Raw genomic sequence first — 17,990 nt, 5'->3', positions numbered from 1 at the left:
GGGAAGCGGCCCGCGGCTCGGCTGGCCTCTACTGGATGCTGGCGCGGAAGCAGATCGTGACGGTCTGGGCGGGGGCCAGCACGAAGCTGCCGCCCTGCACCGTGACCTTCCCGCCGCTGAGCAGTCCGGCGTCCCCGTCGGCGGCGGCGGTGTAGTACGCCGTGCCGGTCGGCGTGACCACGCGGATGTCCTGCCCGGCCGCGAAGCCGCCCACCTGGAAGGCCGTGTTGGCGGGCACCATGTCGCTGAAGCTGATGTTCGTGGCGTTCAGGCCGCCCACGTTCGTCGTGGCGATGCAGTACTCCAGGACGTCGCCGGGGTTACCGCTGCTGCTCGTACCGACCGGGCCGCCCCGCGTGAGGTTCTGCACGGTCTTCGTGACGGTCAGGCGCGCCGGTTCGAAGACGGGCGTCACGACCTCGTTGCTGGGCACGCCACCGTTCGGGCCGCCCGCGTAGCGCACCAGGGCGGTGTTGCGCACGCTGGCCGGGTAGCTGGCGGGTGCGTTCACGGTCACGCGGAAGGTCACGACCGCCTCGTTGTCCAGCGTGGCGGGCGTGCTGTCGATCTTCAGTACCTGCGTGGTACAGGGCGTGGTCGGCCCAGAGCAGATGCCGACCGGCTGCGCGAAGGGGTACGCCGCGCCGCCCAGGCTGGTGCCCGCGCCGTTCGTGACGGTGCTCGTCGCGCCGTTCACGCGGGCGCTGCCGGGCACGTAGGTCGTTCCGGCGGGCAGGGCGTCGCTGAAGGTCACGCCCCCGGCGGGCAGGGTGCCGCCGTTGCGGATCACGACGCGGTACTCCAGGGTGTCGCCGGGCTGCACCTTGTCCCCGCCCGTGCCCGCGACCTTGGTGACGCTCTTGACGGCGTTCAGGCTGGGGGCCAGGACCGGGTACGTGCAGCTGGCCAGGTCGGTGGACCCCAGCGTGGCCGTGCCGACCGGGGTGTACGTGACGTTGGCGAGGTCCAGTTTCACCAGTCGGCCCAGGTTGTCACGGGCGTAGATGCCGCCCGGCGCGGCGGCGATCCCGTTGAACTGCGAGTCCTGCGCGGGGCTGCTGAAGTTCCCCAGGTACTCGGCGCTGGCGCTGCTGCCGGACGGCGTGACCAGCCACAGGTCGATGGCGTTCGAGCCGGTCACGGCGCTGATCATGTACAGTTTGCCGCTGCTGTCCGCGAAGAAGTCCCCGTTGTCCTTGAAGCTGGGCGCGCCGCTGGAGGTGCTGGTCAGGGCGCCCAGGGACGTCACGGCGTACCCGCTGCCGCTGCCGGTCGCGAACGACCAGATGTTCCCGCCGGAATCCATGGCGTAGCCGGTGCCGCCGGCGGTGACGGCCATGCGGACCAGTCGGCCGCTCACGCCGGTGAAGGTGCCGCCCCCGTACCAGCCGCGCAGGGTGGTGTCGTACACCCACAGGCGGTTGCTGCCGTCCGCGGCGACAAAGAAGCGTTTCGAGTCGGGTGACACGCCCAGCGTGGCTGAGGTGATCGCGGATCCGGTGCCGCTCAGCGCGGCGATCTGTGTGCCGACCGCATTCGTGGTGACGTCCAGTTCGTTGATGGTCACGCCGCTCAGGTTCGTGCCGCCGGGCGCGACGGCCAGGGCGTACACCTTCGAGCAGACGGGCGCGGTGGTCGTGACGGTGGTGGTGTTCACCGCGCACTGCCCGCCTGTACCCGTGCAGGTGCCGGGGTCGGGGGTGGGGTGGGGGTCGCCGCCCCCGCCGACACTGGCGCGGTTGGTGACCGTCCCGGCCGCCTCGGCGGCGACGGTGACGGGCACGCTCAAGGTGGCGGTAGCGCCGACCGTCAGGTTCGGGGTGCCGGTGCAGGTCACGAGTCCGGCGCTGGTGGTGCAGGTCCAGCCGGTCGCGGGCGTGAAGGAGGCGGGCGCGCCGATCCCGGTGGGCAGCTGGTCTTTCACGGTCACGCTGCCCGAGGTGGCCGCGCTGCCGCTGTTCGTGACGGTCAGGGTGTACGCGGCGCCGCTCTGGTTCACGGTCCAGGGGCCGTTGCTGCCCTTGGTGAGGGTCAGCTGGGGCTGGGGCGCGCAGCTGAGTTGCAGGTCGTCGAGTTTCAGGACGTTCGCGTCGCCGCTGACGCCGTCTTTCAGGGTCAGGACCTTCACGGTGACCTGACTGCCCGGCGCGCTGAAGGCGGGCACGCTCTGGAGGGTGTACCCGGTCGTCAGGACGCTGCCGTTCATGCTGGCCAGCAGGGCGCCGGTGGCGGTGTCCACGAACTCGTAGCGCAGCTGGCTGGGCGTGGTGGCGTGCGTGCGGGCGTAGTTCTGGTAGGTCAGGCGCGACCCGGTGGGGACGTTCACGACCTGCTGGAACAGCACGCGGGGCGTGGTGAGCAGCGCGCCGCTCTTGCCCTCGAAGTTGGCGACGTTCAGGTACAGGGCGTAGCCGCCGTTGCCGGTGCGGTCGATGTCCTTCCAGAAGGTGTACTTCCCGGCGGTGTTCGTCACGGTGTTCACGTCCGTGACGTACGCATGGTTCTGCACGCTGCCCAGCGCGGCGTTGCTGTTGAAGCTCTGCACCCAGGGCGCGGCGGCGGTGCAGGTGGTCGCGGCGGCGAGGCTCAGGCTGGATAGGGCGGCCAGCGGCAGAAGGCGCCGCAGGGTGGTCAGGATGTGCATGCGGGGCCTCACGTCAGCGCCCCCCGGTGGTGTCGGGCGCGGGGGCGGGACTCTGTCCGTCGTCGAGCATCAGGTCCAGGCGCAGGTACGCGCCCTGGCGGGTGTACACGTTCGTGCCGATGCCCTGGAACCCCACCGGGTTGTACCCCAGGGTCAGCCAGGTGCCGGGCAGCGCGCGGTAGCTGGCTTCCACTCCGGCGCTCAGCAGGGTGCTGCCGGTGGCGGGCTGCACCAGGCCGCGCGCGGCGAGGCCCAGGCCCAGCCGGTCCGTGACGTAGTACGTGCCGCTCAGGCTGCCCTGGTAGGTGGCGCTGCCCGGCTGGGCCAGCAGGGCGCGGCCTGCCAGTCCGGCGCGCAGGGCGTAGCGGGGCACGTGGTACTCGACGTTCGCCTCGCCGATCAGTTCCGGGGTGCCGCCCGCGAGCGCGCCGTCCTTGTAGCGCAGGTAGCTCAGGCCCTGCCAGGGCCCGGCGCGCAGCGCGCCCGAGACGGCGTGGTTCGCCCCGGCGCCCACACCGAAGATCTGGTGACCTTCGGCGCTGACGGTGAGCTGGTCACTGACGCTGTAGGTCGCGCCGCCCTTGAGGGCCACGCTGAAGCCCGCGTCGGTGCGGGCGGCGTCGGCGGCCAGGGTGGCGCTCAGGGTGTCGGCCTTGTAGCGCACGCCCACCCCGGCGTTCCAGCTGCTGTCATTGCGGGGGTCGCCGTCGGTGTCGAGGATCAGGCTGCCGCGCAGGTCCACCGCCGCGCGGTCACTGACGGGCAGGGTGGTGTCCACGCCGATGCGGGCGCGGTTGCCCCAGCCGTCCGCGCCGGGCAGGTCGTAGTTCACGCTGAGGTTCGTGCCGCCCAGGCGGGTGGTGAGGCCCAGGCTGGCGCGTTGTCCCTCGCCCCAGGTGATGTCGTCGCGGGCGGTCAGGGTGACGTTCTCGGCGACGGGGACGCTGGCCTTGACGGTGGTGGTGGTGTCCAGCGTGCCGCTGATGGCCTGCACGTGGTCGACCTGCACGCCCAGCCCGCTGCGGGCGTAGGCGGCGCTGACGATGGCGGCCACGCCCTGCTGGTCCCCGAAGCCCGCGCGGATCCCGGCGCCCAGCGTGAACGGCGAGAAGGTGTACAGGCCGCGCAGGTCGGCAGTACCGCCGCTGGTGGCGGGGGTACTGCCGGCGGCGGGCGTGGCGGCGTAGGTGGCGCGGGCGTTCAGCGCGAAACGGTCGGTCAGGCGGTAGCTGGCGTCCGCGGCGGCACCCAGGCCAGGCGTGCTGGCGTTCAGGCCCGCGTAGCCGGGGGTCTGGTAGTGCAGGCTGCCGCTCAGGGCGAAGCGGTCGCCCTGCACGCTGGCGCTGCCGTCCACCAGGGTCCCCTGCGCGGCGTACGCGGCGAGCAGGTCGGCGCGGCGCGTCCCGTCGTCGTAGCGGGCGCGTGCGCCGACGCTGGTCACGCCGTCCAGGCTGACGGCGGCCGCCGCGACACTCAGGGTGTCGGTCACGCGGTACTTGCCCTGCACGCCCCAGGCGAGGGTGCGCGCGCCGAGCGGGTCGTTCAGGCGGTAGCTGAGCTCGACGCGCACGGTGCGGCCCTGGTCGTCCAGGAGATTCAGGGGCCGCTGGAGGTACAGGACGCCGGCGGCGGGGTCCAGGGTGTAGTCGCTCAGTCGGGCCAGCGGGCGGCGGTCCTGCGCGCCGGTCACGGGGTCGGTGAGGAGCAGCGTGACGGTCTCGCTGTCGGCCGCGAGGTCCTGGTCGGGCAGCGGCAGGGCGCGCAGGCCGTTGGCGTCCAGCGTGACGCGTTTCAGGTCGCCGGGCAGCGCGGCCACGAAGCCGGACAGCTGGGCGGGGGCGCCGCGCGTGAAGCCGCTCAGGGCGGTGGGCGTGACGCCGACGGTGAACACGTCGATGGGCAGCGGCGCCTGCCGGTAGCTGACCGAGAAGGCCGGGTGCTCGTAGCGCGCCGCGACCGGGTCGATGCCCTGCAGGGGCACGGTCTCGGTGCTGCTGTCGCCGTGGGTGGGGTAGCGCTGGAGGGGGTTGGCGGTGGTGGGCAGGCCCTGGTCGCGGTCCTGCCGGACGGTGGTGGGGCCGCTGGCGGTGCGGTCAGCGGTGAGGGCGCCGCTGGCCGCGATGTACAGTTTGCCGTCCCCGATGGGCGTTTCCAGGTAGCCCTGCGCGCGGGCTTCCCCGGCGGCGACGCCGCTGCTTCCCAGGATGCCGCCGACGCTGAGCATGCCGATGCCGACGCGGGTGCGGCTGGGCAGCGCCTCGAAGCCCTTGCTGATCACGCGGTCGCCCAGGCGCACGCGGACGTCGAAGTGGGCGGGCGCGGCGAGCGGTTCGAGTTCCAGGACGCCCTCGCCGTCGGTCAGTTTCACCTGGTAGCTGACCACGCGGGGCTGCGCGTCGGGCTGGGTGGGTTCCAGGGTGGCCTGCACGGTGACGTTGCCGCTGGCGGTGCCGATCCCGGCGGCGTCGGTCAGTCGGATGCCGACGCGGATGGGCGTGACGCCGTCGGCGATGAGCTGCTGGCCGCTGAATTCGGCGCTGACGGGCGTGCCCGCCAGGTTCACGCGGACGGTCTGCCCGGCGAAGGTCAGGGTGTTCTCGCCGCTGCGCAGCGCGACGCCGTAGAACTCCTGGCGCTGCGTGCCGCGCTCGGCGTCCACCGCCCTGCGGCCCAGGCTGGCCGGATCGACCGGCACGCCGTTGATGCGGGGCAGTTCCTCGCTGCCCTCGGGGCTTTCCACCACGACGGTCACGCGGTCGCGGTCGCGGTACACCGCGCCGTCCAGCGGGAGCTTCAGCGCGCCGCCGTTCTCCCGGGTCTGCGCGACGGCCACCGGTTGCAGGGCGCTCAGGTCGTCCAGGTTACCCTCGCCGACCAGGACGCTGACCTGGCCCCCGGCGTACCGGCCGACCAGGGTGGGGCTCTGCAGGGCGGGCAGGCTGCCCTCGTGCGTGACGCGGTAGGTCAGGACGCCCCGGGGTGCGCCGGGCGTCGTCCAGTACAGCTTGCCACTGGCGCCCACCTGCGGGTCGGCCAGGGGGCGGCCGCTCAGCTGGCTGCTGCCGGGCACGTAGCTGGCCCCGGCGGGCGGCTGGTGCGCCACGATGACCTGCGTGGCGTTCCGCGTGGTGGGCACGTCGTAGGGAATGCGGACCGTGCTCTCGCGGGTCTGCGTGACGACCGGGGTGGGCGCGGGGGGCGGGGGCGTGGTGACGCCGATGGTGCCGCCCACGACCTGCTGCGTGGCGCAGTTGCTCGTCAGGGTGGCGCTGAGCTGGCCCTGCTCGCCGCCCGTCCCCTTGACGCGGGCGCGGTAGCTGAGGGTCTTCTCCTCGCCGGGCTGGAGTTCGCCGCTGAAGCTGGTGGGGTCCAGGGCTTCCAGGGTCTCGCCGGGCTGGTCGGTCAGCTCAAAGGGGGCGGGCGCGGCGCTGGTGTTGCGCAGCGTGAGGGTCACGGTGACGGTCTCGCCGGGGAGGGTCGCGGCCAGCGGCGCGCGGCGCAGTTCGATCTGGGTGGCGCTGGGCAGCACCTGCACGCCCAGCGTCCGGGTCTGGTTCCAGGGGGCCAGGGTGGCGCGGGCCTCGCCCTGCGTGGCGGCCACGGCGCGGGCCTCGAAGGTCAGCACGCCGGGGTGGGCGGCGTCCACGCGGGCGGTGACGCTCGTCTCGCCCTGCGCCTCGAACCCGGCGGGCAGCGCCACGCGCAGGCTGGCGGGCAGGGTCTGCCGCTCGAAGTCGGTGGTGGCGCGCGCGGTGAAGGTCACCACGTCGCCCACGCAGACCTCGGGTTTGTCGGCGGTGAAGCTGAGGTTCAGGCTGGGTTTGACCTGCACGGCCACGCGCGCGGTCTGGCCCTTCGTGACGGTCGCGGCGGGCGCGTTGACGCTGACCTCGGCTCCCTTGACCGGCTCGGCCTGCACGGGGTACTCGCGGGCGGGCAGCGTGAAGGGCCCGGCCTGCCCATTGACCGCGTAGGTCTGTTCACCCACCGTGACGTTCGCCTGGGTGGGCAGCGTCTCGTCCGGGAGGACCAGTTCGGCCCGGATATCCAGCTTGCCGGTGGTGTCGGCCGTGACGATCTTGATCGGGCCGGTGCTCAGTTCGAAGCCGACCGAGTTCGACCACTGGAAGGTCCTGGGCGGCTGACGCAGGTACAGGGTGTAGTTGCCCTGGTCCTCGGGCACGTTGATCTCGTCCCACTGGAGCTGCCCGCTGACCTTGACGGGGTAGGCGTTGCCCTGCGCGTCGCGCAGCTCGCCCTGCAGTTCGCCGGGGCCGTCCCCGTCGTACATGCGGATGCTCATGGGCCCGCCGGGGTTGTAGACGTTCAGGGCGGGCACCCAGTCGTTGCTGCGCACCGTGACGTTCAGGTGGTCGGCCTCGACGGCGGCACTGACGGACGTCAGGCGCAGCGCGAAGGTGTTCTTGCCGTTGCCCTGGGTGCGCACGCGCAGGGTGTACGTGCCGGCCTGCAGGTCGCTGTTCAGGAAGGTCTGCCAGTCCTGCGCGCCCTGCCCGAATTCCTGCTGCCGGACGACCTGCCCGTCCGCGCCGAGCAGCGTGAAGGTGCTGCCGACCGGGAGTTTGGGGGCGGGGTCGTAGTTCTCGTCGCCGTACTGGTCCGGGGTGCGGTAGTCGGCCGGGTCGAACTGCGCGCCGTACACGTCGAGCTGCACGCGCGAACTGAGGCCCACGACCAGACGCAGATCCTGATCCCCGACCGTCCACATGAGCCGGTCACCGACCGAGGTCAGGGGGAGCGAGGTGGCGATGTCCTGCGCGGCGGCCGTTCCCAGCAGGGCCGCGGTCAGGGTGGTGATGGCGCGTTTCACTCAGTACCTCCAGCGGGCGGCCGGGTCGGTCACGGCGCCCTTGAGATCCCCGGCCCAGCGGAAGCGGTAGGTCAGGATCCGCTCGCCGCCGGGGAGGGTGGTGAAGGTCAGGGCGTTCTGTCCGTCCAGCAGTTCGGCGCCCTGGGGCAGAGGGTCATTCAGTTCCACGCCGCTCAGCTCGGCGCTGGCGCCCAGGGTCAGCTGCACGAGGTACACGCCGGGCTCCTGCTCGAACACCTGCTTGCGGACAGTCAGGGTCTGCGGCGTCTGGAGCGGCAGGGTGCTCGTCACGCGCAGGGTGGTGTCGCGCACCACGGCGATGTCGCCGGCGTCGGGCGCCAGCGGGAAGTCGGCGCTGGTCAGGTTCCGCACGTAGATCAGGCGGCTGCCGGGCCGTCCGGCGTCCTGCGGGACGCTCAGGGGCGCGTGCGCGACGCTGTTCGGGTCGAGTCGCAGCGCCGCCTCGCCCTCCATGAGGTTCCGGAAGTGGTAGCGGCCCTGCGCGTCGGTCAGCGCGGCGCGGCCACCGGCGAGGATCACGCGGGCGTTCAGGACCGGGACGTCCACGGCGCGGTCGTAGATGCCGTTGCGGTTCACGTCCTGGAACACGTACCCGACCAGATCGGCGGTGTTGCGCCCGAAGATCAGCGGGTCGATGGTGTTCACGGCGCTGCTGGGCGGCGTCTGCGTCTCGCCGTTGTTGCTCACGGCGGTGGCGATGGCGCTGTTGCGGATCTGCGTCCCGGCGTCGGGCGTGACGACCGCGTCGAAGGTGATCACGGCGCTCGCGCCGGGCGCCAGGCCGGGGATCTCCCAGACGTACGTGCGGCCCGTGACGACCGGGGTGATCTCGGTGCCGTTCAGGAGGCTGCTGCCCTCCACGTAGGTCAGGCCGGCGGGCAGGGTGTCCTGCACCTTGAGGGCCTCCAGGACGCCGGTCGCGCTGCGGTTCGTGACGGTGAAGGTGTACGTGATGGTCTGCCCGTAGGCGACCACGGCGGGGCTGCTGGTCTTGACCAGGGTCAGGTTGCCGCTGCGGAACACGCCGTTCACGACCGGGTTGCTGGGGACGGGGTCGGGCAGTTCGCCGCTGCTCACCGTGAAGACGTTCACGGCGCGCGCGCCGTCCGGGGTGCCCTGCGGCACGCGGACCTGCAGGGTCAGGTCGAAGCTCTGCCCGGGGTCCAGGCGGGCCAGGCGCCACACGACCGTCTCGCCCTCCAGGGTGCCGCCCTGGTCGGCGCTGACGAAGTCCAGCAGGTCGGTGCGGATCAGGGTGCCGCTGGCGTCGAACACCAGCAGGTTGCGCAGCGAGTCGCGCACGACGACGTCGGTCAGGGGGAAGCTCTGGGTGTTCGTGAGTCGCAGGTGGTACGTGAGCAGCTGCCCCGGTTCCACCAGTCCGCTGACGTCGCCGCTCTTGACGGGGTTCAGGGTCAGGGGCGCGACGGTGGTCAGGACGTCCACGGTCAGGTTGTCGGCGGCGCCGCGGCTGCTCGTGGCGGTCAGGACGGCGCGGAAGGCCTCGGTGGCGGAGCTGACGTTGGCCCGGGTGGGCACGTAGCAGGCGTTGAAGTCCTTCGTGCCCTGCGGCGCGAGGTCCGTGCGGAAGGGTTCGGCGATGGGCGTCCCGTCACGCTCCGTGAAGCGGAGGGTGCCCTCGCCGGTCTCGACGCGGCCGCTGACCGTGAGGATGTCGGTGCGGTCGCCGAGGTTCTGCGCGGTGTGCGGGAAGCAGACCTCGGTGTTCAGCAGCGCGTTGGCCCTGCGCTGGAGGTCGTCGCTGCTGAGTTCCCCGCCGGGCAGTGCCTGGGGGTTGCCGAGCGGGCCCAGCGCGATCAGCGGCTGGTAGCGCAGGGTGACGTCGGCGGGGGCGTCCACGCTGATGTCCCCGCTGCGCAGCTGCGCGACGTTGCGGCGCGTGCCGGTCACCTCGGGGCTGCGCAGGCGGAAGGTCAGGGTCAGGGTCGCGCCGGGCGCGAGGCTGTCCACGCGGGCGCGGATGCCCGCGACGGGGCTGGTCTCGGCGGCCTGCCACGCCTGCCCGTCGGCGCTGTACTCGGCCGTGGCGGCCGGGGCGGCGCTGCCGCTCAGGCGGGCGCTGCCACTCACGAACACGAAGTCCCGCAGTTCGGGCGTGTTCAGGACGTCCGTGACGGTCACGGCGCGCGACGGGCCGTTGCCCGCGTTGCGGGCGGTCAGGGTGACGGTCGTCTCGTCGCCGGGGCGCAGCGTGGCGGGCGTGAAGGTCTTCTCCAGCGTCAGGGCGGGCGGGTCGCTGACGGTCAGGCGCGCGACGTTGTCCTCGTCGGTCTCGCCGTCCAGGCCGCGCACGTTGCTGCCGCAGCGGACGAGCAGGTTGGGGTAGGCCGCGCCGCGGTCGCTGGCCTGCGTGGTCGCGCGCACGAGCAGCGTGGCGCCCGCGTCGGCGCCCAGGGTCAGGCTGGTCAGGGCCCCCTCGTCCGGGTCGATCTGGCCGTTGCCGTTCGCGTCGCGGTGCACGCTCAGGTCGCCGGGCGTGAACTGCGACGCCACGTCGGGCCGCACGCCGAGCGTCACGGTGTTCGCAGCGTTGCCGGTGTTCGTGACCACGTACCGGAAGGTGGTGCTCTCGCCGGGCAGCAGCGCCGCGCTCTGCCCGGGCTGCGCGACCGTGCCGTTGGGCAGGGCGCTGACCGAGCAGACCGCCTGCACGGTCGTCGTGACGGGCGGGGTGGGCACGCGCACGGGCGGCTCGCCGGGCGGCGTGAATTCCAGGGTCGCCGTGTTCTGGATGACGGTGCCGGCGGGGGTACCGGCGGCGTGGGCCGCGCCGAGCAGCGCCGGGGGCAGCGCCAGGGTCAGGCGAGCCAGCAGCTTCAGTGCTGCGGAGGGAAGTGGGGGGTTTCGCACGGGGCCTCCCGGAATGAGGGGGATCGGTGAAGGTGGTTTCTGCTGTTGTGGGCGGGACAGGGGAGGAAAAAAGGTGTGGCCGGGGGTCTCCCCTGCCCGGTGGGGCGCGCCCGCGCAATCGGGGCGGGCGCGCCTGGAGGGGTTACTTGACGGTCACCACGAAGGTGCCGGTGATGCTCTGGCCGGGGGCCAGGACGTCGCCGGTGTCGATGGTCCCGTTGCCGTTGGTGTCCACCCCGGCGTACACAGTCACGCCGTCGGCCTGGGGCGCGGCGATGGGGGTCGCGCTCCAGGTGGTGCCGTTGGTGGAGTACAGGATGGTGCCGGCCGCGGTGCTGGTCGCGGCGAAGCGGACGTACGTGGTGTTGGTGGGCAGGGTGTCGCGGATGAACGCCTTGGTGACGTTGGCGTTGCTGGTGTTCTTCCCGAAGATGGTGTAGGTCAGCGTCTCGCCGGGGCGGGCCTCGGCCTTGTCGACGCTCTTCGTGGGCGCGGCGACCGGGGTCTTCCCGACGACGATGGTGTCGTTGGTGTCGGGCACGGTCACGCCGGTCGTGGGGGACTTGGCGGTCTGGTTCAGGGTGATGGTCTGCGCGGCGGCGGCGCAGGGCACGTCCACGGCGGCGATCAGCTTGACTTCCGCGCCGGGGGCCAGCACGCCGGTGTCGGCCACGGCGTTGCCATTGGTGTCGGTCAGGGCGGGTTCACCGGTGTCGAGCGCCCGGTTGCCGTTGGTGTCCACGAAGTACTGCACGGCGACGTCCCGGCTGGTGCCGTCGGTGAGCTTGATGGTCGCGGTGCCGCTCACGTCGAAGGTGTCGGGCGCGCTGCCCAGGTTGGCGATCTCCAGCGCGATGGTGGAGCGGATGGCCGGGCTGCCGGCCGTGCAGGTGCTGGGCGGGAGGACCGGGCTGGTGGGGCTGCCGGGCTGGCCCGCCTCGGGCGTGCCGGGGATGGTGGGGTCGCCGCCGGGGGTGGGGGTGGGGTTCCCGAAGGACAGGCCGGGCAGGTTCACGATGTCCCTGGTGTCGTCCTTCTTGCTGGGGTCGTTGCTGCTGGTGCTGGTGACCGTCACGGTGGGGAGCGTGCCGGGTGCCGTGGGGGCGCTGCCGGCGGGGAAGGTCACCTTGACCAGGATGTCGGCGGTCTGGCCGGGGTTCAGGCGGCCCGCATCGGGCACGCCGTCCCCATCGGTGTCGGTCAGGGGGGTGCCGTCAGGCTTGAGCAGCGTCACGGTCGTCCCGGCGGGGAAGCCCGCAGTGGCGGTGGTGATGTCGAACACGTCGGCGCGGTTGCCGGTGTTCTGGACGGTGTTCGTGAAGGTGATCGTGGTGGTGCTGGTGGTGGCCTGCGCGGTTTGCGTGTCGCTGGCGCTGGGGGTGATGGTGATGCCCTCGGGGCTGCTGTAGGGGGCGGTGGTGGGGTTGCCGTTGCCGTCCGGGTCGGCCTTCGGTCCGATGACGGTGGCGTCCTTGCGGTCCACGGTGGTGACGTTGGAGTTGTTGGCGTCGCGCGGCACGCTGGGGTCGTTGTTGAAGGCCGGGTTGTCCTGGCGGGTACCGGTGGGGTCAGCGCCGTACTTGTCGGCGTTGGTGGCGGCGGTGGGAACGGTGTACACCTGGAAGAACTTGACGGCCTGGTCCTGGTTCACGCCGCTGATGCTGGTGATGGGCGTGGCGGCGGCGATCTCGGCGGCGCTCAGGGTGCCGTCGCCGCTGGTGTCGGCGCTGGCCGGGTAGTACGCGACGCCGGTGGGGGTCTTGACGGTTCCGCTGGGGTCGGGGGTGTTGGTCAGGACGTAGGACTCGTTGGGGACGTTGCCGGTGTTGGTCAGCGTGTACGGGAAGACGACGGTGTCGCCGGGGCGGGCGGTGGCGGTCTGGCCGGGGCGGGTGTAGTCGGGGGTGGTGACGTCGGCGCTGCCGTCGTTCTGCAGGATGGTGAAGCTGGGCACCGGCAGCACGGTGGTGGTGACGGGGTTGGAGGGCACGGGGGGGTTGGGGGTGGTGCTGCCTTCGGGCGTGAAGACGATCTCGGCGGTGTTGGTGATGACCGTTCCGGCGGCGGTGCCGGCGGCGTGCGCGGTGCCGGCAGTCAGGGCGATCAGGGCGGTCAGGGTCCAGTGTTTCTTCATGGCTTCCTCCGGTAGGGGTGGCGGGGGCGTTACTTGACTTTCACGCGGAAGCTGAACTTCAGCGTCTCGTCCGGGCTGAGGCTGGTGACGGTCCAGCGGACGGTGGTGTAGCTGCTGGTGGGGATGGGGACCTCGCGCGTGACCTGCCGGCCGTTCTCGGTGGCGGTGACGGTCCGTCTGGGCTGCGCGCTGAAGGTCTTGCCGCTGTCGGTGGAGTACGTGACCTTCCAGCGCTCGCCGGCGGGGGTGGTCAGGACGCTGAACTCGGTGCCGCGCGGGACGGGAACGGTGACGTTCAGCTGGCCCAGGCGGCGGCCGGAGACGTTGCGCAGCGTGACTTCCTCACGCAGGATGTCGCCGGGCAGGACGGTCCTGGGCGCGGCGATGATGGTCTCGGTGACCTTGCCGCTGCTGTCCGCGCTGCGTTTGACGAGATCCTGCGTGAGGGTGAAGGTGACGTTCTGCGGCGCGGCCGGCTGGGCCGGCGGCGTGGTCTGCTGGGCCTGCGCCAGAGTGAGGACAAAGAGGATGGGGGGAATCAGGCGCTGCACGCCGGGGCACCTCCGGGGCGAAAAAAAAATTGACCGACAGCTGGGGGGATCACTCCCACCGTTCTGTCGGTCGCGCCACTCGCTCCTCATCTGGCTGAGGCGCCCGTGTGCGCCAGATGATTCATTGCTCCGGAACAGCTGCTGGCCCGGGGACCGTCCCCGAGGATGCTGGTCTCACTTCACCGTGTTCACACGCTTGTCACTGACCGCGTGAACAATATGAAATTTCTCACCTGCGCATCTCGTCCATCATGTTGTCCCAGCGGGGGATTGTCAAACCCCCAGACGTCCTGCGCTGGCTTTCACAATGGGGGTACCGTTGCCCCCGTCGAAGGCGTCGATCTCCTCGATAAAGCGGTCAAAGAGGTAACGGCTGTCGTGTGGCCCCGGGCTGGCTTCCGGGTGATACTGCACGGAAAACACCGGGTAGCGGCTGTGCGCCATGCCTTCGAGGGTGCCGTCGTTCAGGTTCACGTGGGTGGGCACGAAGGCCCCGTTGGGAATCGAGTCGATATCAACCGCGTACCCGTGGTTCTGGCTGGTGATCTCCACATTGCCCGTTAAGAGATTCTTCACCGGCTGGTTGCCGCCACGGTGCCCGAACTTCATCTTGAAGGTCTTCCCGCCGGCCGCGAGCCCCAGGATCTGGTGCCCCAGGCAGATGCCGAAGGTGGGCAGCAGCCCCATGAGTTCCCACGCGGTCTTGTGCGCGTACTCCAGCGGGGCGGGGTCACCGGGGCCGTTGGACAGGAACAGTCCGTGCGGTTGCAGGGCCATGATCTGCGCGGGGGTGGTGTGGGCGGGCACCACGATCGGCTCGATGCCGACCTCGGCCAGCCGCTCGATGATGGTGTGCTTGATCCCGAAGTCCATCAGGACCACGCGCTTGCCGTGCCGCAGGGTGGGGAACGCGTAGGGCAGCGCGGTCGTGACCTCGCGGGTCATGTCGTGGCCGTCAATGTCCTGATGGTCACGGGCGCGCCCCACGTACACGGCTTCCTCGGCGGGCGTGAACTCACCGTACGGATCTTCCGGGTGCGTGTAGCTGCGGTGCGCGATGACCCCCTTGACCACGCCGCCCGTGCGCAGGCGCCGCACCAGCGCGCGCGTGTCGATCCCCTGGATGCTCACCACGCCGTACTGCTGCATGAACGCTTCCAGGGACTGCTGCGCGCGGTGGTTGGAGTACTCGCCGCTGAACTCGCGGCTGATGAAGCCGCGCACGTAGGGCTTGTTGCTCTCCATGTCGTAGATCGCCACGCCGTAGTTCCCGACGTGCGGGTACGTGATGGTCACGATCTGCCCGTTGTACGAGGGATCGGTCATGATCTCCTGGTACCCGGTCATGGAGGTGTTGAACACCACCTCGCCCACGGTCTCGCCGCGGTGCCCGAACGCGTACCCGCGGTACACGGTGCCGTCTTCCAGAGCCAGGATGGCCCGTTCTTTCCTGATCATGCTTCCTCCATTCGCGCCTCTCCGGACGCGTTTCATGGCTCAGCTCTGCGCGGCACCGTGGTCCCCCCGGGGGGGGTTACCAGCGGTAGCGCACGCTCGCCTTGCCGATAATGACATTCCCCGAAACGGAGCGCTGTGAGGTCGTTCCATCAAACCGGTTGATGAGGTCCGCCGCGCCCGTCATGGCCCCGGCGAACATGCCGCTCAGTGCCCTGTCGCCGCTCAGTTCCCTGGGCAGCATCCCGGCGAGGTCCTGCGCGGTCAGGTCCGCCGGGTTCGGCTGGTACGACCAGCCCGCCGAGCCCTGCATGCTCAGGCCTGCCGCGCGGAACGCCGCGTCGTCCGCCAGCACGGGACCGCCTTCCAGCGCGGCGTCCAGCGCCTCCTGGCTGAACGCGGTGATCAGGTACTCGCCCCGGAAGGCGTAGACCATCTTCAGTCCCTTCAGGGACTCGTCCAGCCCCTGGCTGGCCCCGGCCATACCCGCCCCGAGCATCAGAGCGCGGGGGTCCACGTCGGCCATGGCGTCGTCCATCAGGGCGTCCATGCCGGACTTCGCCAGGGACTTCACGGTGCCGCGCAGGCCGTCCAGCGCCTCGTTCACGCTGCGGGCGTACTCGGGCAGGTGCGCGTCGGCCGCCGCGCGGTCCGTGACCCGCTGGTACGACACGCTGGTTGCCAGGGACGCCAGCGGGTCCTCCTGATTCAGGCCCGCCTTCAGTCCGCCCGCCAGCGTCACCTGCACGCACTCGTGCCCCAGGTAGCGCCCGGCCTGCTCCAGGTGACTGGCGAGCTGGCTGTCGGTCAGGAACCCGAACGGTTCGAGGAGGTCCACGCGGGTCAACCAGCGGCCCAGGTACGCGCCGGTGTCCGGGTGGCAGGCGGCCGCCTGCACGGCCTCGGCACTGGCGGGAATCACGTTCTGCACGCCGAAGTCGGTGGTATCCAGCAGGATGCGGGCCAGCGGCCTGTCCTTGCCCGCCTGATTCACGACCTGCGCGCTGGCGGTCGTCCAGCCGCCGGCCGTGGTGGTCAGGCCACCCGCGAACTGGCCCAGGGTGTCCAGGGCGTCCACGACCGGGGAGAGCAGGCGGGGCAGCATGACCTGCGCCAGCTGCGAGCGGATGACCTTCGCGGCGGCGCTGAAGTTCGCGTACACGCCGAGTTCCTGCGTGCCCGCCGCGCGCTGCGCCGCCGCGTACGGCGCGGAGGACGCCAGGGTCGGGGCGGCCTTGCCGCTCAGGCGGCCCAGGTACGCCATCAGGAGGGCCTTGTCGCTCGACACGTACACCAGCCCGTTCGAGGCGCCCGCGAACATCCCGTCCACGCGGGAGAAGGTGTAGCGGCCCACCCGCGCGCCGGGTTTCTCGGGCAGCAGCTCGCCCAGCAGTTCGTCCGTCAGGGGGCCCGAGCGGGTCACGGCCAGCAGCGCGGGTTCGAAGGCCCCCTTCCTCCCCTGCACGCTGAACACCCCGGCGATCCCCTCTCGGCCCAGCGAGTCGCCCAGCACCGCCTGCGCCACGCCCAGCATGCTGCCGCCGTCCTCACCCAGGTCGGTGCTGCTCAGCAGGCGGTCCGCCACGCCGAAGAACCGTTTGAACGCAGGCGCGGCGCCATGCGTTTCCAGGGTCAGCAGCGCCCCGGCGGGCAGGCCCTCAGCCAGGGGGCGGACAGTCTGTGCGTGGGCAGCACCAGCGGTCAGGAGGGCGGAGACGGTCAGGGCGGGCAGGAAGCGGGTCACGCCCCAGAGCCTACCTTCCCCCCCGGATGGGTGGTGCCTCACCTGCGGCGGTGTCCCGGCTGCCCGTCCGGTCACCGCAGCTCCCGGTACATGGCGATCTCGTTGCAGTTCTCGAAGAACGCGCAGCGCTGGCATTCACTCCAGACCTTCGGGTGCAGGTTCGTCTTCTCGATGCGGGTAAACCCGCACTTCTCGAAGAAACCCTGCTGGTACGTCCACGCGAACAGCGCGGGCAGGTCGATCGCGCGGGCCTCCGCCTCGCACGCCGCCACGAGCTGCCGCCCCAGGCCGCGCCCCTGCATGTTCGGGTGAATGGCCAGGCCGCGCACCTCGGCCAGATCGGGAGCGAGCATGTGCAGACCGCACACGCCGCCCAGCCCGCCGGGCCGCCCCTCGTGCGGCTCGGCCAGCACCAGATGGAAGTCACGGATGGTCTCGGCGAGCAGCGCCTTGGACCGCACGAGCATCAGCCCACGTGCCGCCCAGTACCCGATCAGTTCATGAATCGCGTCAATGTCCGACAGCCGCGCCTTGCGGAACGACAGGGGTGCGTCCGGGTGGATGTCCGGCACCGCGATGGAGTCCAGGGAGAGCGTCACGCGCGCCCCCCCCGGGTGGCGGGATTCAGCTCAGGGTGCGCATCCAGGTGGTGCCGCCGGGCCGCTCGCCGCGCGAACGGTAGGCCTGCACCTGCGGCGCGTCGGGCAGTTCGCCCATCACGACCGCCAGCGGCACCTGCGTGAAGCCGAACGTGCTCCAGTCCCCGCCCCGGCTGAACATGTAGATCGCGCGGTCCCCGCGCCCTTGGGCGTACTCCACGGCGCTCATGACCAGCCGCCGCCCCAACCCCCCACCGCGCGCCTCGGGCAGCACCGCCGCGCCGCGCAGCAGCGACGCGCCGTCCCCGTGCTCCAGGCCGATCGCACCGATCGGCTGCCCGCCCCGCTCCAGCACCCAGTACGTGGTGCCGCCCGCGAGGGCCGCCTCGGTGTCCAGGCCCGCGTCGTGAAACACGCGGGTCACGGTGTCCTTGTCTTCGGGGGTCGCCATTCGAACGTGCACGGAATCGGTCATGCGCTGCTCCTTCAATGAAAGAAAGCTCGGCGGTCTCGGTGACCGCAGGTCGACACGGGTGTTGCGTGGCGACAGCATAGCGCAAGGCCGCGTGGAAGCACTGCCACAGGGAACGCCGGGTCAGGTGGCGCGGAGGGAAGCTGCTCACCCCTGCGTCACCTCGGGCTGCGGCAGGTCCAGCCGCCACACGAGTTCCTCGTCGATCCAGCCCTTGCTCAGGCCACTTTTCACCTGTGGCACGTCCGGCAGCGCCCCCGCAATCTCGGCGGCGCTTGATGGCTGGAAGCCGAAGCGCGTCCAGTAATCCCCGGCTTCCGAGCTGAACAGGAACACCGTGCGGTCCCCGCGCAGGCTGGCGTGCGTCAGCGCGGAGCGCACCAGCGCGCGCCCCAGGCCCTGGCTGCGGGCCTCGGGCACCACCGCCGTCGAGCGGATCAGGCTCACGCCCTGACCGTGCTCCAGGCCGATGCAGCCGCCGGGCACGCCGTCCAGATCCGCGATCCAGTATGTGCCCGCGCCCAGATCCACGCTGCTGGTGTGCAGGCCGCAGCGGGTCAGGAGATCCAGGACGGTGGGCAGGTCCGCCGGGGCGGCCTGACGAAGTTTCACGTGCATGTCAGTCAGGGTCATGGGGTTCCTCCAGGGGGACCGGGACAGAGGGCGGG

The 17,990-nt window shown here is 71.4% G+C and carries 10 protein-coding genes and 1 riboswitch; all 10 genes read right to left on the bottom strand.

Annotation, left to right across the window (positions count from 1 at the left end):
- Positions 1-28: 28 nt before the first annotated feature.
- The 10 genes from SY84_RS09865 to SY84_RS09820 all read right to left on the bottom strand — a co-directional run bounded on the left by SY84_RS09865 (position 29) and on the right by SY84_RS09820 (position 17,955).
- Positions 29-2,644 carry a DUF11 domain-containing protein gene (locus tag SY84_RS09865; protein ID WP_052751105.1) on the bottom strand — a complete coding sequence of 872 codons (2,616 nt, stop codon included), beginning with the start codon at positions 2,642-2,644 and terminating at the stop codon, positions 29-31.
- Positions 2,645-2,657: 13 nt separating this feature from the next.
- Positions 2,658-7,475 (bottom strand): DUF11 domain-containing protein, encoded by a 4,818-nt coding sequence (locus tag SY84_RS09860; RefSeq protein WP_046843862.1) that lies wholly within the window; start codon positions 7,473-7,475, stop codon positions 2,658-2,660.
- A complete protein-coding gene (locus tag SY84_RS09855) occupies positions 7,476-10,367 on the bottom strand; it encodes a DUF11 domain-containing protein (RefSeq protein WP_052751104.1) in 2,892 nt (963 codons plus the stop codon).
- A 142-nt stretch (positions 10,368-10,509) separates the two neighbouring features.
- A complete protein-coding gene (locus SY84_RS09850; protein WP_046843861.1) occupies positions 10,510-12,501 on the bottom strand; it encodes a DUF11 domain-containing protein in 1,992 nt (663 codons plus the stop codon).
- Between the two features lie 29 nt (positions 12,502-12,530).
- Positions 12,531-13,052: a hypothetical protein gene (locus tag SY84_RS09845; RefSeq protein WP_046843860.1), complete on the bottom strand. Its 522-nt coding sequence runs from the start codon at positions 13,050-13,052 to the stop codon at positions 12,531-12,533.
- A 55-nt stretch (positions 13,053-13,107) separates the two neighbouring features.
- Positions 13,108-13,193: riboswitch (cyclic di-GMP riboswitch) on the bottom strand.
- 132 nt (positions 13,194-13,325) lie between these two features.
- On the bottom strand, positions 13,326-14,510 hold the full coding sequence (carA, locus tag SY84_RS09840; RefSeq protein ID WP_046843859.1) for a glutamine-hydrolyzing carbamoyl-phosphate synthase small subunit: 1,185 nt from the start codon (positions 14,508-14,510) through the stop codon (positions 13,326-13,328).
- Positions 14,511-14,586: 76 nt separating this feature from the next.
- Positions 14,587-16,251 (bottom strand): hypothetical protein, encoded by a 1,665-nt coding sequence (locus SY84_RS09835; RefSeq protein ID WP_245621313.1) that lies wholly within the window; start codon positions 16,249-16,251, stop codon positions 14,587-14,589.
- Positions 16,252-16,322: 71 nt separating this feature from the next.
- Positions 16,323-16,850, bottom strand: coding sequence for an N-acetyltransferase (locus SY84_RS09830; RefSeq protein WP_046843858.1), 528 nt, complete (start codon positions 16,848-16,850; stop codon positions 16,323-16,325).
- Positions 16,851-16,875: 25 nt separating this feature from the next.
- Positions 16,876-17,325, bottom strand: a complete 450-nt coding sequence (locus SY84_RS09825; RefSeq protein ID WP_046843857.1) for a GNAT family N-acetyltransferase — start codon at positions 17,323-17,325, stop codon at positions 16,876-16,878.
- A gap of 144 nt (positions 17,326-17,469) precedes the next feature.
- Positions 17,470-17,955 (bottom strand): GNAT family N-acetyltransferase, encoded by a 486-nt coding sequence (locus SY84_RS09820; RefSeq protein WP_046843856.1) that lies wholly within the window; start codon positions 17,953-17,955, stop codon positions 17,470-17,472.
- Positions 17,956-17,990 lie beyond the last annotated feature (35 nt).

It is taken from the genome of Deinococcus soli (ex Cha et al. 2016) (assembly GCF_001007995.1).
Classification (GTDB): Bacteria; Deinococcota; Deinococci; order Deinococcales; family Deinococcaceae; genus Deinococcus; species Deinococcus soli.
This window is presented reverse-complemented; position numbering and strand designations above follow the sequence as displayed.

Bases quoted from the DNA above. Each gene is read 5' to 3' on its own strand.
- SY84_RS09865 (WP_052751105.1), bottom strand. From the start codon at position 2,644: ATGCACATCCTGACCACCCTGCGGCGCCTTCTGCCGCTGGCCGCCCTA.
- SY84_RS09850 (WP_046843861.1), bottom strand. From the start codon at position 12,501: ATGAAGAAACACTGGACCCTGACCGCCCTGATCGCCCTGACTGCCGGC.
- carA (WP_046843859.1), bottom strand. From the start codon at position 14,510: ATGATCAGGAAAGAACGGGCCATCCTGGCTCTGGAAGACGGCACCGTG.
- SY84_RS09825 (WP_046843857.1), bottom strand. From the start codon at position 17,325: ATGACCGATTCCGTGCACGTTCGAATGGCGACCCCCGAAGACAAGGAC.
- SY84_RS09820 (WP_046843856.1), bottom strand. From the start codon at position 17,955: ATGACCCTGACTGACATGCACGTGAAACTTCGTCAGGCCGCCCCGGCG.